Source organism: Clostridium muellerianum, assembly GCF_012926525.1.
Classification (GTDB): Bacteria; Bacillota; Clostridia; order Clostridiales; family Clostridiaceae; genus Clostridium_AM; species Clostridium_AM muellerianum.
In genome coordinates this window covers 100955-125424 of record NZ_JABBNI010000063.1, presented here as the reverse complement: position 1 = coordinate 125424, position 24470 = coordinate 100955, and the positions used below count along the sequence as shown (strand labels likewise).

The window sequence follows — 24470 nt, the reverse complement described above, 5'->3', positions numbered from 1 at the left end:
GCCACGCCTCCCAAAATATTTCATATAATAATGAAATGATTATACATCAATTACAAATTTATGTGTAACCCTAATTAAGGCATTTTAAGGCTACATTTACCTTGATTTTCGAAATTTTACTGGATAAATTTTCATTTTTGTATGTTTAATTAAGGTAGAGCCAGGGCAATTTCTTATTTAAATTTGATTTGCGAATTTTGATTATAATATGATAAAAAATTTTGTTTACTAGTAAATTGATTTGCAATTTACTTTTGTAGTTTACAATTTACTTTAAATGTGTAAAATAAGATATAGCAATTAAAAATGGAGGAAGTGCAATGCTTAAAATATGGGGAAAGATAATAAAAAATAATAAGATTGTAATAGATGACGTAGTAACATCTGATAGTGAGGAGAGTTATCAGGAAAATTTAAAAAGGTGCATTACAGAATTATGTAATAAATTTGATATTTCAAAGCCTTATTGGCTGCCTTCAAATTTGGAAGAATACAATAAAAGAAGCAAAACTAGTTTTAATCAAGATAACTTTATAGAAGAAATAGATTTTGATAGGTTTATGATAGTTGAATTAGATGATGAAGATAAATAAATATGGTCATTTATATATTAAATGAATATGTTTATTGTAGTTTAATATGTTTATTTAGTTTAGCGTATGTTTATGATAGTATTTATTATAGATTTAAAAAGACAAAAGGCTGAAAAAAATGTTATAATGTTTTGGAAAAAAAGAGAGGTGTAAACAATGAGCGATATAGCAGGAAGCGGTTGTGATATATTGGTTCCTTTTAATGAAAGGAAACCATTAGAAGAAATAGAGAGAAGTATAACTAAAACATATAAAAAGAAGATATGGTCAAAATTTGTAAAGGCAGTAAAGGACTATAAGCTAGTAGAAGAAGGAGATAAAATTGCAGTAGCTATTTCTGGTGGTAAGGACAGTATGTTAATGGCAAAGTTGTTTCAAGAGCTGCACCGGCACAGACAAATGAACTTTGAACTGGAATTTATTGCTATGGATCCTGGTTATCACCAGGATATAAAAAAGCTTTTGGTGGACAACTGTAAATATTTAAATATACCAATTCACATTTTTGAATCAGGAATTTTTGAAGTAGCAGATAAAATAGCGCAAAAATATCCTTGTTATATGTGTGCAAGAATGCGCAGAGGTGCATTATACACAAAGGCTAAAGAATTAGGCTGCAACAAACTTGCGCTAGGACATCATTTTAATGATGTTATAGAAACTACATTACTTAATGTACTGTATTCAGGAAATTTTAAAACTATGCTTCCAAAACTTAAATCAACAAATTTTGAAGGAATAGAATTAATAAGGCCTCTTTACTATATAGAAGAAGATAATATTCAGCGTTTTATACAAAATAGTGGTATTTGGCCTTTAAACTGTGCTTGTATGGTTTCGGCAGGAAAAATAGGAAATAAGAGATATGAAATTAAAGATTTGATTAAGGAACTAAAGAAAAACTTTCCTCAAGTAGATAAATCAATTTTTAAATCAGCACAAAATGTAAATATGGATTCTATTTTAGGCTGGCAAAAAAATGGAGAAGACCACTCCTACTTAGAATTTTATAATGAAGAAGAGTAAATTCTACTAAATACATTAATGCTAACGCATCAGAAAAATTTAAAAATCATAGAGGATTGACAACTGACATATCATAACGGATTGTGATAAAGTCGCTTAGTTATGAAAATAATTAAAGGTTTTCTGTAGTGTAACGGAAGAAAAGCAACAATCACTGTCATCTGTCAATTGTCCTCTGTCCTCTATAAATGATTCCTATTATGCTTGTATTGTAAATATTAAGTTGTCAATAGGTATTATCCCTTAACCAACACTTATCTTAGCGTGCTAGACATCTGATTAGATTCATTTTTAACCTGTTGAACTTCAGCGTCAGGAGCGTCCTTTGTAGCATACCATCCTTTTTGTCTCATAGTATCAAAAACTTTAAATTGAACTTCCTGAACGTTCTTAAAATTATCAACTAAAGTATTTCTTAAATTCATGCAAGAAGTTTCAGTTATTCCAGTGCTATAAGCTGATATAACCTGCTTTTCAGTAGCAAGAAGATCTTGAGCTAATTCTTTATCATTCATAAAATAATTCCTCCTGTTTTTATAATTAATTTAAAACTTATTATTGATGTGAGTCTAAATAAGACTTTAGATTATCAAAATTTCTTTTGTGAACCTGACTGGATTCATTACATAAATTTTTTAATGACTGATCAGTACACTGTCCAGAGTATTCGTTAAATTTTTTATTCATTAAAGATTCATATGCAAGCTGATCTTTAATAACTTTTAAGTTATTAGCTTCAATTTGTTTATTTACACCAGTATTCATAAAGTGCTACCTCCTAAAATATTAAAAGTTTAAATCATTTACGAATTTATTATTAGCTTATGATTTTAAAATATATGTGGAATATTATATAATTAAATATATTAAATGGAATTACGTCCTGAAACATTATTCAATTTCCAATTTAATGATACATGAGGAAAAAGGCTCTGTAATGGGGGCTTTTTATTATTAGAAAGGCAAGGTTATATAAAACATTAACTTTATGAGTGTCTATAATTCAATATTTATAGTATAATGTTGTTATGATAGATTATTAAGGAATATCAGGAGGGATAACAAAATGGAGGTAAATTCTACAAAAGCCTTAAAAAGTGCAGCGGTTATGTCCTTGGTTTTAGCGGCAGCTTTATCGACATCACCAGTTAGAGCTGCAGAGGGACAAGTCACAGCAGTCGGAGGAACAACTATATACGAAACTGCAGCTAAAGTGGCTACTACAAATTGGACTAGTTCTAAGAATGTTGTATTAGTATGTGGTGAAGGGTATGCAGATGCAGTAAGTGGATCAGCACTTGCAAAACAATTAGATGCACCTATACTTTTAACTACAACAGAAACGCTTAATTCCTATGCAAAAACTGCAATGGATACATTAAAACCACAAAATGTATATGTTATAGGTGGAACGGCCTCAGTAGCACAAAGCGTAAGGGATGGATTAAAAAATTCTAATTATAATTTAATAGAGTTAGGCGGAAAAGATAGATATGAAACTAACGTAGCTGTGGCAAATCAGTTAGTTAAACTTGGAGTAAATCCAGGTAATGTTATGCTGGTTGGTGGAGAAGGATTTTCTGACGTGTTATCCGTTACTCCCGTAGCAGCAGCTAAGGGTCAAATACTTTTACTAGGAATTAATGATAATAAAACATTAAAACCTGTACTTGATTTTGTAAAAACAAATAACTCAAATGTTACTGTTGTTGGAACAAAGAATTCTATATCAGATAGCACATATAAAACTGTAGGAGCTACTAAAAGAGTAGATGGTGGCACTGACAGATTTGAAACTAATCTAAAAGTATTGAATGAATTTAAAGATGATTTGAAAACTAGTAAGCTATATATTGCTAACGCAAGTGGAGACAGATATGCAGATGCCTTGATAGCTTCATCTTTGGCAGGAAAATGGTCTTCTCCATTAGTATTAGTAGATCAAGATAATTCTACAGCTACAAACAAAGCAGCTGATTACATTAAAAATAAAGCAACCAGCTCAACGGATGTAAATGCTATAGCTGAAACAGGAGTTATTTCTGATAATGTTATTTCAAAAATAAATTCATCAATTCCTTTAAGTAGTAGTCCCACTGTAAAATCAGTAACTACTAATGGATTAAATCAAGTAAGAGTTGTATTTAATACGGAAGTTGATGAGAATACAGCAAAGGCTATAAGAAATTATCAGATTGATGGTGAAGATTTAGGAAGAGTATCAGAAACTGATTGTGAAATTTATCTTGAAGATGATAAAAGAACAGTAGCAATTACATTTGAACACCCATTTAATCCATCTAAAACTGTAGCTTTTACAGTAAAGAATGCCATATTAGACAGAACGACAAATAAAACTATAGACAAATATGAAAAGGATATTACTTTTTCAGTCAAAGGTCTACCTATATTACAATCAGTAAAGGCACGTGGAGGAAACAAATTAATAGTTAAGTTTTCACAACCTATAAAAATAACTTCAAGTGACTTATCTTCTATGAAAATTAATAGACAGAGCTTGTTGAATTTTGGATTAAATACATCTGAGACTAAATTTATTGGTGAAGCTGATCATTGGTGTGATAATGTAGAACTTTATTTTGATTCTCCTCTTCCAATTGGGAGTAATACATTTGTTGTTCCAAACGGTGATTCTGATAAAAAATTATATGGCGCTGGTAATTTTCCTTTAGAAGGATCAAGTTTAACTTTTGATGTTGATACATCAGCAGGTACTCCTAAAGTTACAGATGTATCTGCTGATGATTCAGGTGTTATTTATATAACTTATGACAGAACTATGGATCAGAAAACAGCGCTTGAATATAGTAACTATAAGATAAATGGAAGTACTGTTGGAGTTAGTTCATCAAATATATGCTTTGAGCCTAATACAGAGGATAAGGTTGTTAAAATAAAAGGATTAAGTTATTTGTTTAAAAATGGACAAAATACTCTTACTGTAAATGACGATGTTCAAGATACTTATGGAAATTTAATGAATGAACAGGTGAAGAACTTTAATATTAATAATGATACTTCGAAGCCAAAGGTTATAAATGCGGCTTTATTGGATAATAAAACCCTTAGAGTTAAATTCAATAAAGATGTTAGTAATGGTAATGCAACCAATAAATCTAACTATAAAATAGTTGATTCAAGTGGTATGGATGTAACTTATAAAATTGATTATATAACATCAGTAGAGGATGCAGATGGAAATAGCAATAGAACTTACAACATTAAATTTGAAGATTCTGAGCGATTAAAGGATTCTGAATATACATTAACAGTAAAAAATATTATGGATACTGCATCAGTACCAAATGTAATGGAACCATATACTACAAAAGTTGATGGTGTAGATACTGACGGTGTAGCTGTTGATTCGGTAATAAAAAATGTAAGTAGCCAAAATCAAGTAGTTGTATTTTTTAATAAAGTTATGGATGAAAATTCAATTACTAATTCTTCAAACTACCGTTTCATGGATGGCACAGGTGAGGGGAGAGATTTACCATCCAGTACTGTTATCACTGCAAGCGCAGATAACAAGAGTGTAACTATTGAATTTCCATCAAGTTATGTAATAGGTGATTCGCAATATACAAATTATGTAAAGAAAATATCTGTTTCAAATGTTAAAGATAAGAATGGTAATTCATTAACATCTACTTATAGTGGAGAAATACAGAAAGATTATACCAATGGTCCAAAACTTATAGATAATACAGCAAAATTAACTTTTGAAAATGATGATATAGTAGTTAGATTTTCATTAACAGATACTTTAGATATAATTAACGCTAAAGATTTTAGAGTAGATGGTCAAACTCCAGATAGGTGCTCTATGTCAGGAAAAGATGTAACGCTTACATTTAGATCTGGAATCAAGAATAATGATAAAATTAACTCTATAAAAAATGCTGGAGCGGATACTACACTTTATGTTTATGGGGATTATTCTGTTGACGCAGCTGGACGTAAATTGCAATCAGGTTCAGATAAAGTATTAATTCCACCAATAACTCGTCCTGATTCATGGTTCGCAGAAACTAATCGTAACACAATAAAGAATCCTTCTATAACAATAGCATTTAATCAAAATATTGATGATGATATTAGAAGTTCTTATTATGATGACTTTATATTTACAAATGAGACAACAGGACAAACACTTACACCTCTTTCATTATCAGTTGATGGACATAATGTTATCTATGATTTTAATAGAGATACAATAAGATCTGGAGATAAGGTTACAGTTAGAGCAAATCCTATAACTTCAAGTATTACTATAAGAGGTGAAAAAACTGATGATGGAGATTATGCAGTATTTAGTCCATGTAGTGATGATTTAAAACCTAGGACGTTAATTGCAAAATAGAAAAATATTTATATTAAATTTTATTATTAACAAAGTAAAAAAGTAAACTGAAAAAACTTACAGTAAAATAGTAGTAATATTTATTTTACTGTAAGTTTTTTTATTTTAAGCAGAGATACTTAACTAAAATATAACTAGTATTGCATATATATCTATAAGAGTACTATAGTGGAAATTTAATCTGAACCTTATTTGAACTTTATTTATAAAAATTGACAAAATACCTGTAAAATTTATGTATATTATTATATAATTAAAGTTAGGTATAAATTTTACGATTATCATTAACAATAGGAGGAATGAATTAATGATTAAAGGAAAAAAGTTTTTAAGTTCTATGCTTACAGCATTAGTTCTATCAGTAGCTTTAAGTTCAGCAAGTAGTGTACGAGCTGCTACAGTAAGCAGAACTGATGGCGGTGCAGGCGGAAGAATCAGTACAGCAAATAAAGTTGCTGGAGATTTATTTGGTAAGTCTTCTAATGTAATACTAGTAAATGGATATGGTTATCCAGATGCGGTAAGCGCTACACCTCTTGCAAAACTTTTAGGGGCTCCAATTCTTTTAACAGCAGGGGATACTTTAGAATCAGAAGTAGCTTCTACCATACAAAATCTTGGAGCAAAAACAGTGTATATAGTAGGAGGAAAAGGTGTAGTATCACCTTCAATAGAAAATGCATTAAAAAGCAAATATTCAGTAGAACGTATAGCTGGAGTTAAAGATACAACAAGAATGGGAACCAATGCAGAAGTTGCTAAAAAAGTTTTAAGTTTAAGTGGACAAAAGTCAGCAATTCTTGTTAATGGGCAGGATGGTTATGCAGATGCATTATCGGTAGCTTCCATAGCAGCACAAAAAGGGTATCCCGTATTATTTGGAACTTCAAAAATGATAGATCCTACAGTCAAAGAAGTAATAACTTCCAATGGACTAAATATACTAGCTGTAGGTGGACAAGGAGTATTACCTCAATCAGTAGTAGATACAGTATCAGGTAAGAAGATAACTCAAAACGCAGCAGATAGATTTGCTACAAACTTAGAAGTTTTAAATTATTTCAAAAATAATGGTGGGTTAGACTTTGGTACAGTTTATATAGCAGCAGGTGGTGAAACTAAAGATCAATTTGCAGATGCCTTAGTTGCTTCAGCAGCAGCAGCAAAAACCGGATCACCATTGGTACTTACTGGTGTTGGCGCAAGTATAGCTCAGGCACAAGCAGCTGAAGATTATATAAACTTAAATGCAGGTGAAAACTCAAAACTTATAATAATTGGAGGAACAGCTTCAGTTTCTGAGTATATTCAAACAAGTTTATCAACTGGAGATTCTCTTAAAGTTATAGGAATTGAATAAGTAGGAACTTGCTTAATTTATGTAAAAAATTGCTTTGCAGTTTTTTACATATAAAGCAGGAATTTAGAATTTGATGTAGAATAATTAAAGCATATTAATTAATACATTAGTAGAAAATGGATCATTAAATAATTAAATTTATATAATTAAAAAATTTTGAAACATTTTTTAATGTAATTACGTCTAATATTATGTTCTATGTGTTTATTATTTTGTGATATTTAAAATTGTAACAGCAAGGTGTAAAAAAACTAAATAATTACAATAAAAATACATTTATTTGCCAAGGTTAAAACTGTAGAAAAATTTAAAAAATTATTGTATAATTAGGCCATAGTTAATTTTACTATAACATAGATTCATTGAGGTAATTGGATAAAAGTTAGAGTACATATAAAATATAGAAAATTAACAAAATCTATGATATAATAAAGAGTGAGTTTTGGAAAGCATAACTGATGTAACCTGTAAAGTGAATAAATGATTAAATTAGTTAAAAATACTGGAACATGAAGGATTAATATGGTATAATAGTTTCTGTTTTAAAATGCTATCGTAATTTCTAATATTAAGTTAGAAATTGTGAAGCCTTAAATAAGTATATATTTAAAAATATATATATATATTAAAAGAATTTTAATTAAAATTCACTTAAAATCGAGGAGGGTATTACAATATGAGTAAAAAAAGTACAAAGGCACTTGCAAGTGCTACACTTATGTCTTTAGTCTTGACTACAGCTTTAAGTGCTGGTCCAGTTCAAGCAGCAGCAGGAAAGGTAACAAGATATGGTGAAGTTGACAGATATGCAACAGCAGCTAAGGTTGCTACATCAAACTGGACAACTAGTGATAACGTAGTATTAGTATGCGCTGAAGGCAGTGATGCTTATGCAGATGCAGTAAGTGCTTCAGCATTAGCTAAAAAGTTAGATGCACCAATACTTTTAACAACAACAAAATCATTAAGCACAGATACTAAAAATGCATTAACTACATTAAAAGCTAAAAATGTATATGTAGTAGGTGGAACTGCAGCAGTTTCACAATCAGTAAGAGATGAATTAAAGAAAGACTATACTGTTACAGAACTAGGTGGAGCAAACAGATATGAAACTAATGCAAAAGTTGCTGAAAAACTAGTTGATTTAGGCGTAAAAGCTGACGAAGTTATAATGGTTGGTGGAGAAGGCTTCTCAGATGCTTTATCAGTAGCTCCAATTGCAGCAGCAAAAGGACAAATTCTTTTATTAGGAATGAACAATGCTGACTACATGAAACCAGTTATAGATTTTGTTAACAAGAACAAATCAAAAGTTACAGTAGTTGGAACTGAAAATGTTATAAATAGTTCAATTTACAACAAAGTTAATGCTACTAACAGAGTAAATGGTGGATCAGATAGATTTGATACTAATATGAGAGTTTTAGCTGCATTCAAAGATACAGTTAAAAAGGAAAAAATGTTTGCTGCTAACGCAACAGGAGATGGATATGCAGATGCTCTAGTTGCTTCAGCAGTAGCTGGAAAGACAGGCGCACCATTAATATTAGTTGACACTGAAGGATCAACTGCAACAACTAATGCTCTAAAATACATTAAAGATAATGGTAGCAAAAGTACTGATATGACTGTTATAGGTGGAACAGGTGTTGTTTCAGGCAATGTTGAAGATCAAATAAACAAAGCTCTTGGCGATAACACACCTTCACCAGTAAATAATGAAGTTCAATCAGTAGAAGCAGTAGGATTAAATGAAATCAAAGTTGTATTCGGTTGTGATGTCGATTCAGATTCAGCAGAAGATGTTACAAACTATAAAGTTGATGGAACTAAATTAGATGAAAAGACAGCAGTAGCTAGTCTTCAAGATGATAATAGAACACTTTTAATTACATTAGCTGAACCTAAACAACAAAGCAAACAATATGAAGTTTCAGTTAAAGATGGTGTAATAACAGCTGATGGAACAGATAATGTAAAAGCTGTAGATAAGACAGTAACTTTCAAGGCAACTGAGGCACCAGTATTAAAATCTGTAACAGCTCAAGGTAGAAACAAATTAACTGTTGAGTTTACAGCTCCAGTTGATATGAAAGATATTTCAACTTTAGCAAGTAAGTTTAGAATAAAAGATCAAAATATAACAAGCTATGGATTAGAGACTGCAAATGTACCAAATACAGATAAACCTTTAAGTGAAATCAAAGATGGAATAACTTGGACTGATGGTTCTGGAGTTACTCACAATTGGTCACGTAAAGCAGAATTCTACTTTAATACTAACCTTCCAACAGGAAGCAACACATTAAAAGTATTAGAGGGAGAAACAAATGGAGTTCTTTGCGCTGCAGGTGGATTTGGAGTTTTAGAAGCTACAAAGGACTTTAATGTTGATGCAAAAGATGGAAAATTAACAGCTAAAGATATCACTGCAACTTCTGATCCAGATGGAGCAGTTTGGGTTAAATTCGGAAGAACAATGGACAAAAAGACTGCTTTAAATCCAGTAAACTATGAATTAAATAAATCTGGTAAGACTTTAAAGGACTTAGGAGCTACAGTAAAATTAAAACAAAATGATACTGCTGTAAAAATTACTGGAGTAAGTGGACAAATTAATACAGGTGCCAATACTATATATGTAGATAAAAATGTAAGAGATGCGTATGGCAACTCAGTAGATGATGATGTAACATTAAGCTTCACAAAAGAAAAGGACGAAACTAAGCCTACAGTTCTAAGTGCTAAGATTAAAGACAGCGAAAATATTCGTGTAAGATTCAGCAAAGATATTGATTATACTTATGCAACACAAATAAAGAACTATACATTAAAGGATGCAGATGGAATAGATATTTCTTCACATATTAAAGAAGTTAAACCTTCAACTGGTGTAAAAGATAACGGACATTGGGATAACAGTAATTCATGGGATATAGTGATGTACAAGAATCCAAATGATAAGGATTCTAGCAATACAGACAAAACAACTGACTGGAGATTAACTAGTGGTAAATACAATATAACAATCAAGAGCTTAGCTGATACAACAACTAACAAAAATCAAATAAATGATTTCAGCACTGAGTTAAAGGGTATTGATGATGTATCACCAAAGATAACACATGTATACAAGAAATCAGCAACTGACAAAGATTCAGATTACTCAAGAAAAGTAGTTGTATACTTCAGTGAAGCAATGGATACTTCTACATTAGTAAAAGATAACTTTAAATATAAAAACAAGACTGGAGATTCAAAAGATTTACCATCATCTGTAGATATAGAAAAGAGTGATGATCATAAGTCTGTAACAATCAAATTCCCATCAAACTATGTAGTTGGTGAAACAACTAAGGATGATGATAATTGTGTAATGGCAATAACTGCAGAAAATGTTAAAGACGAAGCAGGTAATAAAATAGATACATTTGGTGGCAGAGGTGATGTTGAGACAGCATCTCAAACTATAAAATTAAAAGATAGCTGCTATAGAATGGTATATGACGGAGACGATATAAAAGTTAAGGTTCAATATGACGGAACAATAGATACAAACAATACATCTACTAGTGACTTTAAGGTTGCTGGAGAAAATCCTACTAGTATATCAATGGATAAATCTGACTTAGTATTAACATTCTCAAGCAGTGCAAATGCAACAAGTGTAACTTCTTTTGCACAGTTACCAGGATATGCAGTTAACCCAACTGTAGCTAACAAAGAAGTTAAGAAAGTTGATGTGTTAAAATACTATGCACCAGGTTCTGCAAAATTTGAAGTTACAACTGATAATCCAGTTACAAGAGATATTGCAGGAAACAAGATTGCTAAAGAAAGCATTGCAACTGTATATGATAATGGATTAGCACCAAAGACTACATCAGATTACTGGTATGCTACTGAAGCTCAAACAGTAGATGGAGTTAAACAAGCAGCAGTAGTTCTTTCATTTGATACTAGCTTATATCAGAGTGGAGTTAAACCAAGCGACTTCTCATTTGCTGTTGGTGGAAAGACACTTAAACCATATAGTGTAGTACCTAAAGATAACAACTTAGTATTCTTATTCAAAGCTAATGAAGATGTTAGCACAAGTGATATGAATGTATTTACTAAGGGTACACGTGTTGACGTAGGATTATCTAATACTAGCGTTAATATATCAGCACAAAGAGATGGAAACGGAAATTATGCAGCATACACTCCATCAAAAGATGATAAGAACACTCAAGATGCTTATGTAGCTGCTAATATAGATCTTGCTAAGCTTCTTTCAGCATCAAGTGTAACTCCTACTCCTACTCCAGTAGAAGATGGAAAAGTTGATATGTCAACAATAGAATGCTCAAATTTAGTAGACAACTTTTCAACACAAGTAAAGTTTAAATTAAATGTTACAGATCCTCAAAACTATACTGTAACAGTAAAAGGACAGCCTGCAACTTACTATGCTACAACTGGATTATTTGGTGCAACAATTAGTTCAAAAGTAACTAAGGCAGACTTTACAGCAACAGATTTCGTAGCTGTAAAGAAGACATCAACATTACCAACAGCTGATTTATCAACAGTAGAATGTTCAAATTTAGTAGATAATTTTTCAACACAAGTAAAATTTAAATTAAATACTACAAATCCTGAAAACTATACTGTAACAGTAAAAGGACAGCCTGCAACTTACTATGCTACAACTGGATTATTTGGTGCAACAATTAATTCAAAGGTAGCTAAGACAGACTTTACAGCAGCAGATTTTGTAGTTACACAAAAGTAATAAAAATAATATTAATATAGTTGATGGCATGAGAGTGTCATCAACTATAACAAATTGAGTATATAAACTTAAAATTTCAAATATTGGGAGGTCACTATTAATGGGAAAAAATAAGAAAACAATTTCAGTGTTATCCACAGCAGCTATAGCGGGCTTAATACTTTCAGCTGTAAGTACACCAGCTTCAGCAAAGGCAACATTAATTGATGTGAATGGCAAGGATAAAAAAGTTTACGAATATAATTATGATGATTTAAAAAATTCAGCAGTAGCAGCAGCAGCAGATGACACTTCTGCAGATGCTAAATTATACAAAGATTTCTTATCAAGAAAAGACACAACAAAAGCTTATTTTGATGATGTAAAGAAAGGTTATGTAGATTTTGCTTCAATAACTGAAGCAATATTTCAGGCAACAACAGACAAGCCATTTGATTTCAAAACATACATGGAAGCTACAAGTACTCCAACTACAACAGTAGCAGCTAATCCAGTAACAATTGTTAATGGTGTTGTAAATGTTAATGGAAAACCAGAATCAGATACAGCAGATTTAACTGTTAGTTCTGTAAGTGCTATTACTGATACTAAATTAAGCGTTAAATTATCTGCTGCTGTAGATGATGCAGCAGCTACAAACTTCTCAATAGCAGGATGCACAGTTAACTCAGCTACATTAACTGATGATAAAACAGAAGTTAAATTAGATGTAACTGGATTACAAGTTACAAAAGATTATACTGTAAAAGCAACAGGCTTAAAAGTTAGCGGAAAAGTTCAACCAGATGTTACAAAACATTTACAATGCCAGATGCTTCAAAATTATTTACTCCAGAAGTAAGTTTTAAAGATACTGTACTAAAAGCTGACGGACAAGCAAGTACATTAGTTACATTTACATTAAAAGATGCTAATGGAAACATAATGAAAGATGCTGATAAAGTAGAAGTTACATTCACAACTACATTAGGTAGATTTGCTGAAAATAGAGTAACAGTACAAAATGGTGTAGCTACAGTACTTTTCACTTCTGAAACTTTAACTGCAGCAAAACCAGCAACTATAACTGCAACTGTAGTAGAAGCTGCAAATAAGAATTTATATGGTTTAGAAGCTAAGAGAAATCTACTATTGGATCCAAACCCAATGGCTGGAGACGATAAGGATAATGTAGGAGCAAGATTAACAGAAGTTCAAGCTGCACAAGCTGACAGAGTTATAGCTTACTTCAACAAAGATGTTGATTATACTAAATATGTAAAAGCAGGAACATACGATTTAGATGAAAATAAAGCAAAAGCAGTTGTTCATAGTAATGTTGCAAATGATGGTAATGATATACTTCCTGTTATTAATGTAGACGGTGCTACTACTAAAAATTGTCCTGTAATTGGAGTACTTCCAGTTCAAGGAAATTCAAAAGCATTACAATTAGTTTTAGGTACTAATTTAATCGACAATGCAAATATTAGAGTTAATTTCAACGATAATACAGGATCAGTACTAGTACCAGGTGTGGCAGACTGCAAGTTAACAGATGCTAGAAAACCAGCTATGTTAAGTGTTGCAAGAGAAGGATTAAAGACATTAAAAGTTACTTTCTCAGAACCAGTAAATGCTAATACAGCAAATAGTACACCTAACTGGGTAATTGATGGTGTTAAATTAAGCGATGCTGTATATGGTGATGGAACTAAAGCAGCAACTGCAGTTGTTGGAGATTTCAATAATGCAGATGGTACAGATACAAGAAATGTAGTTACAATTACACTTGGAACAGATGCTAAAGGAAATCAAATTTACTTTAAATCAGGAGCTCACTCAATTCAAGGTTCAAGTATTGGTGACTGGGCAGATTTGACAGACAAGGGTAATAATGTAATGAATACTGAAACTCTTGATTTTGATATTCCAGTTGATAATACTGCACCAAATGCAACTGTTGAAGTTCAATCACCTGAGCAATATATAGTTACATTTGACAAAGAACTTAATGAAACAGAGGCTTCTATACAAGCTGCTATTAAGCTACAAAAATACAATAAAGATACAGCTAAATGGGAAGCTGCTGATAAGCAAGATATATCAGTAAAAGAAATTACTAATGACCAAAAAGTAAAACAATATAAGGTAGAATGTAAAAAAGACTGGACAGTAGCTTATGATACAAAAGGCACTAATTCAAATTACTATAATGATAGTTATAGATTATTTATAGCTAAAGATACTATAACTTCAGCAGCTAATGGTATTAAAAATGCTGATATAGCTCTTTTACTTGAAGGTGCTATGAAAACTCCAGATGTAACATCACCAATTATAAGTAAAATAGAAGCCAATGTAAATTCAGATACTAAGAAGTTAGATGGTACTTATAAAGTAACAATGTCAGAACCAGTTAAATTCCCAAGTGAGGATGCTACTATTGAAACTAGAGCTCAAGGTCAAGATTCAATACCAACACCAACAGCTCAATTTATAGCTAAAGATGGAAGCAAAACAATAGCTGCTAAGGTAGAAAAAGGCTCAGATGTATATGATAAAGAATTAAAAGTTACTCCTCTTGGTACAGATGGAATGCCTACAACTTTAGAAGCAGGGGACTGGACAGTTGTTGTAAGATCTATATCAGATGATATCGGAAATACAGCAGCATCAGCAACTAAAGATTTTACAGTAGCAGCAGGAGAAAAAGTTAAAGAAAATAAATTCTCAGTAGTTTGGACATTTGCTGATAAAGATCAAAATGCAGCTGGTAAAGTTACAGATACAACTGCAGACTATGTATATGTTAAATTTAATAAACCAGTATCAATGACTGGAGATGCTAAGAATGCTCTTAAAACATCAAACTATCAGCTTGATGCAATGCCTCTTCCAACAGGAACTCAAATTAGAGCTAATATAGTTGGAATTGACGATGCAGATAAGTTAGCTGATTCTATTACAATAGTATTACCAGATGGATACCTAAATGGTAACAATGAACCACATGTGTTAACAATATCAAATTACTTAGAAAGCACAACAGCTGATGATACATTAACAAATGGTGGAGCTAAAAAACTTGCTTGGCAACAAGATAATGATTCTACCTATAATGTTTATACTAATTGGGAAACTCCAACAGAAGATAAACTTTATAAGCTTGAAGTAGCAGCTAATAAGGATTTAAAGAATGCTGATAATCTTTCTGCAGCAAAATTAGCTTTAGATACTGCAACTGAAACTATTAATAAGTCTACTCCTGCAGATAAAGATGGAAAAACTCTTAAATATGTAGATTTATCAACTGAAGGAACTGAATTAACTGCAAGATACAATACTGCAAAAGCTTTAGTTACAGGTGCAGATACTGCTATGGTAACTTTACCAACAAAACTTGCAACTAACTATGTAACTACTACTTTCGATGCAAAAACTAGTACTTATACAGCTACTGTAGCTGCTGGAAAAGGAACTACAAAGGTATCTGATATATTAAAAGATACTACAGTTACAGATGTTTTAAAGGATTATAAATTAACACAAGCAGATATTGATGCTAATAAACTTGCAATAAAAACAGCTGCTGGCGAAGCAGATTTTGCCAATGTAACTTTAGATGAGTTAAAAACAGCAACAGCAACTACTCCTTTAAACTTAACAGTTAGTGGAGTTACTTACAAAATAGTTCTTAAATAGTAGTAAGCTCAACCTTTCAGGTCTCGCAAAGACCCCATGGGTGTAAAATTTTCCAGTGACAAGCTGTGAAAATAGAACGGATAAAACAATGATAATTGAGGAGGAAGGGAAACCTTCCTTCTCCAATTTAAATAAATGAACGGATAAAATTGAACTAACATATCTTAAAAATATCTTAATGTCATAAAATAGTCAGGTCATATGCTGGCTGAAAAACTAAATAATCTAATCAAAATGAGAGTATCTTTAGGGGTACTCTTCTGTTCTTTTTTGATTTCACTGCAAAAGAATGATAAAATACACTACATAAAAATTCTCTAAAGAAGGTATAGACTAAAAACTTAATAATAGCAACAGTTCTTGCTAAATTCTATACCTAAAAATTCAATGCATAATCTAAATAATGCATTGAAATAGCCTGTAACAACCCTAAATTGAAACATATATTATTTCCTTGAATAATAAATAAAGAATTCAAGGAGGAATAAATATGAGCACATCAAATAACATTTCAATCATCAGTAAATTCATAACTAAGGAGGTAGAATATATTTATCAAAGATACAACAGTATTCCAGAAGATGAGCTAAACAAAGTAAAGCAATTCATAGAGACACTAGAAAAAAATCATCTAAACTTTGATCCCTATAGAAGCTATGCTGCAACAAAAACAACTGCTGAAATATGTGCTGAATTAGAGGATATAGACATTATAAGACTATATTTATTCATACTGGATGATTTAGGACTAGACATAAAAGCAGAAGATACTAAAGAAGCATATATGTATTTAATTGAGAAAGGTTATTGTAAAATTCCAGGGTACTACTTATATAAAGATGAGGAAACAATGAAGGAATTAGCTAGAGATGAACTAGATTGTAAGCTAGATGACACTGAGCTAGTAGCAGATATGTTTGATGCAGAAGATCTAGCTAATCTATGGGTATTCGGAACTTCAAAACAGGAAGCAGCAAAACAATACATGAGGGACAATGAATGGTGGGAAATACTAGGCTGTGAGCAAGGAGAGGAAGGATACACTGACTATTATGGTGATATGATCTACTACAGCTTAACTGGTGAGGAGGTGTAGTAAATGATTAATATAGCATATAGAAAGGAAATAGAATCTATTAATTATCTACCACTAGAGGTTGTAAATGTAGTATCACAAATAGCAGCTATATTAGATGATAACTACGGAGAAGAAAGAAATGCAGATGATGATGGGGGATATATTCTAGTAGTGGAAAATGAAGAGGATATTAAGAAGCTTAATGATGAAATAGGAATAGATGTAACTACTGCTATACCAGAATATGTTGACTTAATTAAATGTAGTAATGGAGAAGAATATACTAATTCACTAATACTATGTAATAATGACTTTGGAATAAGTTTAATAATACCTCTAAGGCTAACATCTAAAGAATTACTTGATTACATGGAGTAGTAACAATGAGTTTATTAAGTAAATCAGCTGAAAATATAGCAGTACAATTTCAAGAGCATCTAACAGCAGATGGTAAAGCAGAGAAAACATTAGAAAGCTATGTAGGAGACATTAGAGCATTTCTTCAATGGTTAGAAACTAAAGGAGCAGAATTCAATGGTAAACTAAAAAGATTTCACATAACATCTTATAGAAACTACTTAGTACAAGAAGCATATGAGGTAAATACCATAAATAAGAAGATAAACAGCCTACAATCCTTTAATCAATACCTAATAGATAAAGGTTACGTTAATGAAATAGCAGTAGATTTAAAGAAAGATAAGGTAAAAATAGCAGCAGGTAGTGAAGGAGAAGTAGAAGTTTATAATGATGACGAAATAGAAAAGCTAATATTCTACATTCAATCAGATGCAGTAACTTCAAGGGATAGAATGATAATTCTAATGTTGCTATATACTGGTGTAAGAGTTAGTGAGCTTGTAAATATTAAGCTAAAAGATATTGATATATTAAGTCTTAATCTAACTATAACATGGGGAAAAGGAGGTAAAAGAAGAGAAGTACCTTTAAAAAGTGAAGTAGTAGATTCTATAAAGGAATACTTAGAAGGAGAAAGAAAAGAAAGTAAATTTGCAGATAGTGAATACTTAATACTTACAAATAGAGCAAGTAAAATGGATAGAGATGCTGTAAATAAGCTATTAAACAGAATAGGAAAAGAACTAGGATTTAAGCTAAACCCACATAAATTCAGACATAGCTTTTGCACAAGACTACTCAAAAAAGGAGTAGAATTAACCACAGTTGCAAAGCTAGCAGGTCATGCATCAATTCAAACAACAGCTAATTTCTATATAAATACATCACAAAAGGATAAGAGGGATGCAGTGGAGTTACTGTAAATAGTATGGTATAAAAAAGATCAATAATTAAATAAAATAAATATGAGAAGGAATAGTGTAAAAGCTATTCCTTCTTTGCGTTTATGGAACAAAACAAAAATCAAATGCCATAAATGAAACAAAAAGGAAAATAAGCATATATCATAAATTTGAAAGTACATTCATACATGATGAAAAGTACGCTAGGAACACACAGAGGAACATAAAAAGGAGGAGATATTAATGTTATTAGTAAAGTGGGCAATAGGTGGTGCTGTATTAGGAGCTATAGCAGCTATAATGACAGGAACAAGTATTGGTTCAGGAATAGTGTTTGGAGGGATAGTAGGAGTAATTCTTAGAAAATGGATAGCAAGAAAGCTATGGATGTAGGAGGAAGTATAATGACAGTATGTGAAAATACAAATAATAAAGTGCCATCTAAAAGAGTAAATATAGTATCAATAAAAATGGTTAGAGAAGGAAGTATTCTCTATGATGTTAGAAAAATAGGTTCACCATCAGATGCAGTAGATTTAGGCAGAAGATTCTTAGAAGAAGCAGATAGGGAACAGCTAATAGTATGTTGCTTAGATACAAAGAATCAGCCACTATCAGTAAATGTAGCAAGTATTGGTTCACTAAATAGCTCAATAGTTCATCCAAGAGAAGTATTCAAAATAGCAATTCTATCTAATGCAGCTTCAATAATAATATTTCACAATCATCCATCTGGTGATGTTTCTCCTTCTAGTGAAGATGTGAATATAACAGAAAGGCTAAAGGAAGCAGGTAAGATAATTGGAATAGAGATAATAGATCACATAATCATAGGAGCAGAAGGAAGATTCTGCAGTCTAAAAGAAAAAGGAATACTCTAATGAAAGGAAGAGGACAAGATGTTTGGTAATGATAGATACATGACTATAGGAGTGCAGTATGAAATACCAGTAGAGCTACAACTATTCATGTGGTACTGCATAGATACACTAAAGGAGCAAGGGAAGGAATTAGATTATATACAGGTATTTGAATTATCAAAGGAAAGAGCTGATGATGTATTATACCAAAATATAGAACATAGACAGGAAGTGCCTGAGTATAGTATGACCTATAGATTATTCCCTAAAGAGTTGATAGATGCAAAAGTATTTGTAATAGATGATGGAGATCATTCAACAATGATGTTATCTAATGAATACTAACTGATTAAATCAAAGAACTAACATAGAAATAGCAGCTAATACAATGGTGTTAGTTGCTATTTTTTTTTGCCATTAAAATGTAAAAACACATAAACAATATAATAAAGTCGACGTAGATATCGACATGGACTAAAAAGTCGACAAAAATGTAGATAAGGAAGGTGCAAAAATGAGAGAAGATTTAAAACCAGGGTGCTTTGGATACAGAAGAAAAAGAAATATAAGTTTATTAAATAATGCAGTAGATGAAGGAGAGGTGGCAACAGGAATAGACTGGACAAGATCATCAGATGAATCAGTATATTATGAAGAAGAACTAGAAGAATATAACAATGAGGAGCTTATAGAAGGATATGAAGAAGCAACAGAAGAAGAACATATAGAACCAATGATGATAGGTAAAAAGCCTATAAACCTAGATAAGTTAAAGGTTAAAAGCAATCAGCAAGAGATGGAAAAGATAACAATATACCTAGATAAGAACCTAATAACCATACTAAAGATGCTTAAAAAAGATAAGAGAATAAGCAGTTATAGTCAGCTAATAAAGGAAGCCTTGCAGGAGTATTTGACATAGGGGGAATAAATCAATTAGGGATAATTAGTACAAATTTCAAATAATCAATAAAAGAGCTAACTCCAGATTATGGAGTTAGCTTAAAATAAGTGGTAAAAAATAATAAAAATCTATTGACTAGTAGTTAATAACATGATAAAATGTGTTAAAATCATATATTTTGTAAGTAATTAGCACCAAAGCCAGTGGACAACCTTTAATTAGCTAAGGATAACCAAAAGGCAGGTCTAAGTTATTTGTAAAGAACCTATAAAGGATTCGGATAATAACGCTGATTGCAAGAATACTTCAATAAATAATTTGGAGTGTTGCTGCAATGAGCGTTTTTTGCGTTCTTCAGCAGTACTACTAGGAGGGTGTAATAGTGGAAAATAAAGTAGCAAAGAAAAGAAATCTTCCAATGATAGGGAGTATAGAACAAAGCCCACAGGAACAAATAATAGTCTCCAAAGCAGATAAGCTTTATCCTGAAATTATAGTTCATAATGGCGATGTTTGCACATGGAAAAAGTATGATGACGGACGCATAGATTACAAGAAAATAGCAGACTATGTAGGAGTAAAGGAAGTAGTTGAAAATCTTGATACAGGTAAGAAGGAAATAATCTTAACCTACAATGAAGGTAAAGATGTGAAGGAAATAATGGTACCATTAGGAGAAACAGTGACGAAGAATAAGATACTTAATCTAGCGGATGTAGGAATAGATGTAAATGATAATAATGCAACTAATGTAATAAAGCAAATTAGAAACGAGAGAGAGAATGCTCCAAGGAAGTTAGTACATTCAAATATTGGATTTTTTGAAAAGGACGGAAAAAATTTCTTTAAGCATAATAAGATAATATCAGGTAACAAGGAAAATGATATTGATTCAGCCTATATTGGTAGGCTGAATATAAAACCCAAAGGTAGTAGTAAGGCATGGCTAAACATGATTAATAAAGAAGTAGTGGGGAGACCTTCACTAGAACTTGCACTAGCAATAGGATTTTCTGCTCCAATAGTAGGCTTCATAGCAAATGAACTGGGTATAGAAAGCCCACTGATACATTTATACGGAGATAGTTCTAAAGGAAAAACTACAGCTTTAATGCTTGCAGTATCAGCTTTTGGTTCGCCAAGTATAAATGAAACTGGATTGATAACGACCTGGAATACAACAACAAATGCAATGCATGGAAGTTTGGGTGGAAATACAGGAATACCAGTGGTGTTTGATGAATCTAGTATGTCTGGTAAGAATGATTTTACCAATGTAATTTATTCTCTGACAGCAGGACTAGATAAAGAAAGAATGGATAAGGAAGGCAATATAAGGAGTAGAAAGAGTTGGAACACAACAATAGGATCAACTGGAGAGCACTCTATATTTGTAAAGTCAAAGGAAAACACAGGAACAAGAATGAGGTTATTTGAGTTTGAAAACGTAGACTGGACAGAAGATGCAGAACACACAGACAGGATAAAAGAAATAGTAATATCAAACTATGGACACTATGGAATACGATTTGTAAGAGCACTAATAATCCTTGGAAAAGAAAAGGTAATACAAATCTATAAAGACTGCAAACAAAATCTAATTGCAAAGATGGTAGAATCAGAATTTAGAGAAAGATTAGCAGGGAAACTATCAATACTAATGGTAACAGCAACAATAATAAAAAAATATCTTAAGATAAATCTCACTCTTGAGGAAATAGAAAAAATACTAATAGAAAACGAAAATACCAATGTTGAAGATAAGGACATAGGAAAAAAAGCCTATGAAGTAATAATGCAAGAGGTTTCAAGAAATAAATCTAAGTTTGGAGTAGAGTATGAATATTGGAAGGATGGTAATAAGGCAGCTAGTGACAAGGAAACATGGGGAAAAATTGAATACAAAGGAACTAGGAAGAATCATACAATGCAGATAGTAATAATAGAAACAATACTAAAAAGGATTCTGAAGGATAATGGATTTGAAGATCCAAGAGTAGTAACAAGAAAGTGGAAAAGCAAAGGATGGCTTGATTTCGAGGAAGGCAAAACCTACAGAAGAAGAATAATAAATGACATAAGAACAAAATGTTATGTAATAAAGGTAACTGAAGATGATGTTCCACAAAGGGAGAAAGCATTTGAAACAGTAGAAAGCCTAGATGCAATGTAGTAACCCAAAAAATATTGAAAAATAGTGTTAGTAAAACCATAGACTGGGGAACCACAAACCTTTAGAATGTTCCCCAGTTTCCCAGTAAAAAATTTCAGAGACAAAAAATCAATAAAAAGGATTAAGCAGTAAATAAATAATAATCTAATAAAAATAAAAAGGGAAAAGGGGAAAATAAATATAAAACCCATAAAAATCAATAGCTCTAACAGCCCCAGTTAATGCCCCAGTTCCCTAAAACAAAACGGGATACAACAATAAAAACAATAGATAGAAAAAGTAGTAAGTAAGATTTAAAACATAGGTGGTTATTTAAAAATAAAAGTTTGGTACATAGCAACTGTTGATTCAGTAATCCCCATACCCATTACAAATGTTACTGAATCAACAGTTACAATACACGATACAATCATTAGCTTAGTACTTATAACCAATAATATGTAGATATTACTTAAAACAATAGAGAAATAGGGAGTATATAGTTAGAAAGCAGTAATATCAATGGTTAAATAATTCCCCTTGAAGTGTTCATTCCCTATCTAGCATAGGGTGATAGCATGGAATAAATAATATAAGGCATAAAGCAGTAACTAAGTACTTTTCAGACATATATTATTCTATTGATATAGAAAAAGAAAGGAAGAGATACTATGATACCTCTAAAATCAGCGATTAATGGATATAAGGAGCATCTAATAAACACTGAAAAGAGTACAGAAACAATAGATGGATATAGTAACCAACTTAAAAAGATGGAATCATATTTTCTTAAAAAATTCAACTATCCTCCATACTTAGATGATATAACACTAACTAATCTTGAAGAATACCTAGGCAGTCAATTAGCTGCTGGATTAGCACAAGCAAGTAGGAGCAGAAGCTACCACATAATAAGATCATTCTATAGTTATTGTTACAAGAAGGGGTTAGTTGAAAGAAATATAGCTCTAAGCCTTGAACCAATAAAGGTAAAGAGAAAAGAAAGAACTTATCTAACAGAGAATGAAGTAGTAGTATTAGTAGAAGAAATAGAAAATGAGTTAGTAAGGATAGTAGTAACTGCAATATATCATACAGGCATGAGAATATCAGAATGCACTAACTTAAGGCTTAAAGATGTAGATTTTGAAAATAAAGTGATTCATATAATAGGCGGAAAAGGAAATAAGGACAGAGATATTCCAATCAGTGATAAACTAAACGAAATTCTAACGGACTACATTCAAAATAAAAGATCAAAGTTTAATTATAGTGAGTACTTTTTTGCAACAATGAAATCAGGGAGGATTTCACCACAGCATATTAATAGACAAATAAGTGCAGCTGTTAAAAAGCTTAAATGGGACAAGCAAGTATCAGCACATATTTTAAGACATAGCTTTGCATCAAAATTAGTCCAAAAGGAAGTTAATATAGTTAGAATCCAAAAGCTATTGGGACATTCAGATCTTAGAGTAACATCAATTTACACACATACAAGTCAAGATGAGTTAAGACAAGCTGTAAATGTAATTTAGTAGAAGGGGGAAAATTATTATGGGAGAAGCAGTAAAGAAAGCAATGTATGATGATAAGGTAGAACTAATCCTAAAAGGGCTAACAGAAGGTAAGTCAAGAGAAGAGTTATCAGAGGAACTTAGATATAAAAACTATAAAAGTTTAGATATGTACATGAGAAGAAAGAATTGGAGATGGAATCAAAGGACTGAAAATTACGAAGAAGAAGTGCCAAAAGCTACCTTTGAAGATAACCTAAACCAAGCAAAAACAATTGGTACTAAGGTAGGTAGAGTAATAGATTTATTTGATAGTGGAGTAGAAGATCCAATGGAAGTTGCTAAGAAAACAGGCTTTAAAAATCATATTGAAATGGCAAATCACATGATAAATAAAAATTATGTTTGGAATGATGAATTAGGTAATTATGTAATGAAAACAGGGAAGTTAGAGGATAAACACGATAAACTTGTAACAGAGCAAACTTTAAATATAACAGAAGAAATAGATATTAAACAATTCATACCAATTTTAAAGGTACTCCAAAATAATAAGGATAAGATAGTTGAAAATTTAACACCAGAATTACAAACAAATAAAATACCAACATACCTAGTTCCAGGTATTGCAACTATACTATCAGCACAAATGATGAGTAGTTTAAAATTTTTATTAAGAGAGTTTTCCAATGAAAAAAATATAACACAGAGGCAAATATTAGAGGTAGCATTAATAGAATTCTTTAATAAATATGGATATAGCTATAGGGTAAAGGAAATGCTTAATGCTTAATGCTTAATTATACTTGAAAAGATTCTATATAATAACCTACAGAAACTATTTAATACAAGAAGGCTACAAGGTAA

At 31.4% G+C, this 24470-nt stretch carries 19 protein-coding genes; 17 read left to right on the top strand and 2 right to left on the bottom strand.

Translation table 11 applies throughout. The annotated features are described in order from the left end of the window. Window positions 1-320: 320 nt before the first annotated feature. A complete protein-coding gene (locus tag HBE96_RS21415) occupies window positions 321-593 on the top strand; it encodes a hypothetical protein (RefSeq protein ID WP_169299736.1) in 273 nt (90 codons plus the stop codon). 156 nt (window positions 594-749) lie between these two features. Continuing rightward, complete coding sequence (locus HBE96_RS21410) at window positions 750-1619, top strand: tRNA 2-thiocytidine biosynthesis TtcA family protein (RefSeq protein WP_169299735.1); 870 nt, start codon at window positions 750-752, stop codon at window positions 1617-1619. A gap of 254 nt (window positions 1620-1873) precedes the next feature. Here HBE96_RS21410 and HBE96_RS21405 read toward each other — a convergent pair whose 3' ends face one another. Next, complete coding sequence (locus tag HBE96_RS21405) at window positions 1874-2134, bottom strand: spore coat protein (RefSeq protein WP_169299734.1); 261 nt, start codon at window positions 2132-2134, stop codon at window positions 1874-1876. 40 nt (window positions 2135-2174) lie between these two features. Beyond that, entirely contained in the window at window positions 2175-2384 is a 210-nt protein-coding gene (locus tag HBE96_RS21400; RefSeq protein WP_169299733.1) for a hypothetical protein, read from the bottom strand. A 301-nt stretch (window positions 2385-2685) separates the two neighbouring features. Between HBE96_RS21400 and HBE96_RS21395 the strand changes: the two genes are divergently transcribed. The 15 genes from HBE96_RS21395 (at window position 2686) to HBE96_RS21330 (ending at window position 24396) form a co-directional block, all read left to right on the top strand. Then, window positions 2686-6006: a cell wall-binding repeat-containing protein gene (locus HBE96_RS21395; protein ID WP_169299732.1), complete on the top strand. Its 3321-nt coding sequence runs from the start codon at window positions 2686-2688 to the stop codon at window positions 6004-6006. Window positions 6007-6313: 307 nt separating this feature from the next. Beyond that, entirely contained in the window at window positions 6314-7366 is a 1053-nt protein-coding gene (locus tag HBE96_RS21390; protein ID WP_169299731.1) for a cell wall-binding repeat-containing protein, read from the top strand. A 676-nt stretch (window positions 7367-8042) separates the two neighbouring features. Beyond that, window positions 8043-12146, top strand: coding sequence for a cell wall-binding repeat-containing protein (locus HBE96_RS21385; RefSeq protein WP_169299730.1), 4104 nt, complete (start codon window positions 8043-8045; stop codon window positions 12144-12146). Between the two features lie 100 nt (window positions 12147-12246). After that, complete coding sequence (locus HBE96_RS26525; protein WP_243187024.1) at window positions 12247-12987, top strand: hypothetical protein; 741 nt, start codon at window positions 12247-12249, stop codon at window positions 12985-12987. After that, complete coding sequence (locus HBE96_RS21380; RefSeq protein WP_243187023.1) at window positions 12951-15830, top strand: Ig-like domain-containing protein; 2880 nt, start codon at window positions 12951-12953, stop codon at window positions 15828-15830. Before HBE96_RS26525 ends, HBE96_RS21380 begins: the two co-directional genes overlap by 37 nt. Window positions 15831-16320: 490 nt before the next feature. After that, window positions 16321-16926 carry a hypothetical protein gene (locus tag HBE96_RS21375; protein WP_169299729.1) on the top strand — a complete coding sequence of 202 codons (606 nt, stop codon included), beginning with the start codon at window positions 16321-16323 and terminating at the stop codon, window positions 16924-16926. 3 nt (window positions 16927-16929) lie between these two features. Next, the gene (locus HBE96_RS21370; RefSeq protein WP_169299728.1) at window positions 16930-17286 is read left to right on the top strand and encodes a hypothetical protein; all 357 of its coding nucleotides are present in this window, start codon (window positions 16930-16932) and stop codon (window positions 17284-17286) included. Between the two features lie 5 nt (window positions 17287-17291). Next, complete coding sequence (locus HBE96_RS21365) at window positions 17292-18191, top strand: tyrosine-type recombinase/integrase (protein ID WP_169299727.1); 900 nt, start codon at window positions 17292-17294, stop codon at window positions 18189-18191. A 222-nt stretch (window positions 18192-18413) separates the two neighbouring features. After that, the gene (locus HBE96_RS21360; RefSeq protein WP_169299726.1) at window positions 18414-18563 is read left to right on the top strand and encodes a hypothetical protein; all 150 of its coding nucleotides are present in this window, start codon (window positions 18414-18416) and stop codon (window positions 18561-18563) included. A gap of 11 nt (window positions 18564-18574) precedes the next feature. Then, window positions 18575-19051: a JAB domain-containing protein gene (locus tag HBE96_RS21355; RefSeq protein WP_281064371.1), complete on the top strand. Its 477-nt coding sequence runs from the start codon at window positions 18575-18577 to the stop codon at window positions 19049-19051. 18 nt (window positions 19052-19069) lie between these two features. After that, window positions 19070-19375 carry a DUF960 domain-containing protein gene (locus tag HBE96_RS21350; protein ID WP_169299724.1) on the top strand — a complete coding sequence of 102 codons (306 nt, stop codon included), beginning with the start codon at window positions 19070-19072 and terminating at the stop codon, window positions 19373-19375. A gap of 169 nt (window positions 19376-19544) precedes the next feature. Beyond that, entirely contained in the window at window positions 19545-19952 is a 408-nt protein-coding gene (locus HBE96_RS21345; RefSeq protein WP_169299723.1) for a ribbon-helix-helix protein, CopG family, read from the top strand. A 364-nt stretch (window positions 19953-20316) separates the two neighbouring features. Further along, window positions 20317-22107, top strand: a complete 1791-nt coding sequence (locus HBE96_RS21340; protein WP_169299722.1) for a DUF927 domain-containing protein — start codon at window positions 20317-20319, stop codon at window positions 22105-22107. 650 nt (window positions 22108-22757) lie between these two features. Continuing rightward, window positions 22758-23624 (top strand): tyrosine-type recombinase/integrase, encoded by an 867-nt coding sequence (locus HBE96_RS21335; protein WP_169299721.1) that lies wholly within the window; start codon window positions 22758-22760, stop codon window positions 23622-23624. A gap of 19 nt (window positions 23625-23643) precedes the next feature. After that, complete coding sequence (locus HBE96_RS21330; RefSeq protein WP_169299720.1) at window positions 23644-24396, top strand: hypothetical protein; 753 nt, start codon at window positions 23644-23646, stop codon at window positions 24394-24396. Window positions 24397-24470 lie beyond the last annotated feature (74 nt).

What these genes read in the sequence shown, in the direction of transcription:
- HBE96_RS21415 (WP_169299736.1), top strand. Translation starts at nt 321, where the DNA reads ATGCTTAAAATATGGGGAAAGATAATAAAAAATAATAAGATTGTAATA.
- HBE96_RS21410 (WP_169299735.1), top strand. Translation starts at nt 750, where the DNA reads ATGAGCGATATAGCAGGAAGCGGTTGTGATATATTGGTTCCTTTTAAT.
- HBE96_RS21405 (WP_169299734.1), bottom strand. Translation starts at nt 2,134, where the DNA reads ATGAATGATAAAGAATTAGCTCAAGATCTTCTTGCTACTGAAAAGCAG.
- HBE96_RS21400 (WP_169299733.1), bottom strand. Translation starts at nt 2,384, where the DNA reads ATGAATACTGGTGTAAATAAACAAATTGAAGCTAATAACTTAAAAGTT.
- HBE96_RS21395 (WP_169299732.1), top strand. Translation starts at nt 2,686, where the DNA reads ATGGAGGTAAATTCTACAAAAGCCTTAAAAAGTGCAGCGGTTATGTCC.
- HBE96_RS21390 (WP_169299731.1), top strand. Translation starts at nt 6,314, where the DNA reads ATGATTAAAGGAAAAAAGTTTTTAAGTTCTATGCTTACAGCATTAGTT.
- HBE96_RS21385 (WP_169299730.1), top strand. Translation starts at nt 8,043, where the DNA reads ATGAGTAAAAAAAGTACAAAGGCACTTGCAAGTGCTACACTTATGTCT.
- HBE96_RS26525 (WP_243187024.1), top strand. Translation starts at nt 12,247, where the DNA reads ATGGGAAAAAATAAGAAAACAATTTCAGTGTTATCCACAGCAGCTATA.
- HBE96_RS21380 (WP_243187023.1), top strand. Translation starts at nt 12,951, where the DNA reads ATGCCAGATGCTTCAAAATTATTTACTCCAGAAGTAAGTTTTAAAGAT.
- HBE96_RS21375 (WP_169299729.1), top strand. Translation starts at nt 16,321, where the DNA reads ATGAGCACATCAAATAACATTTCAATCATCAGTAAATTCATAACTAAG.
- HBE96_RS21370 (WP_169299728.1), top strand. Translation starts at nt 16,930, where the DNA reads ATGATTAATATAGCATATAGAAAGGAAATAGAATCTATTAATTATCTA.
- HBE96_RS21365 (WP_169299727.1), top strand. Translation starts at nt 17,292, where the DNA reads ATGAGTTTATTAAGTAAATCAGCTGAAAATATAGCAGTACAATTTCAA.
- HBE96_RS21360 (WP_169299726.1), top strand. Translation starts at nt 18,414, where the DNA reads ATGTTATTAGTAAAGTGGGCAATAGGTGGTGCTGTATTAGGAGCTATA.
- HBE96_RS21355 (WP_281064371.1), top strand. Translation starts at nt 18,575, where the DNA reads ATGACAGTATGTGAAAATACAAATAATAAAGTGCCATCTAAAAGAGTA.
- HBE96_RS21350 (WP_169299724.1), top strand. Translation starts at nt 19,070, where the DNA reads ATGTTTGGTAATGATAGATACATGACTATAGGAGTGCAGTATGAAATA.
- HBE96_RS21345 (WP_169299723.1), top strand. Translation starts at nt 19,545, where the DNA reads ATGAGAGAAGATTTAAAACCAGGGTGCTTTGGATACAGAAGAAAAAGA.
- HBE96_RS21335 (WP_169299721.1), top strand. Translation starts at nt 22,758, where the DNA reads ATGATACCTCTAAAATCAGCGATTAATGGATATAAGGAGCATCTAATA.
- HBE96_RS21330 (WP_169299720.1), top strand. Translation starts at nt 23,644, where the DNA reads ATGGGAGAAGCAGTAAAGAAAGCAATGTATGATGATAAGGTAGAACTA.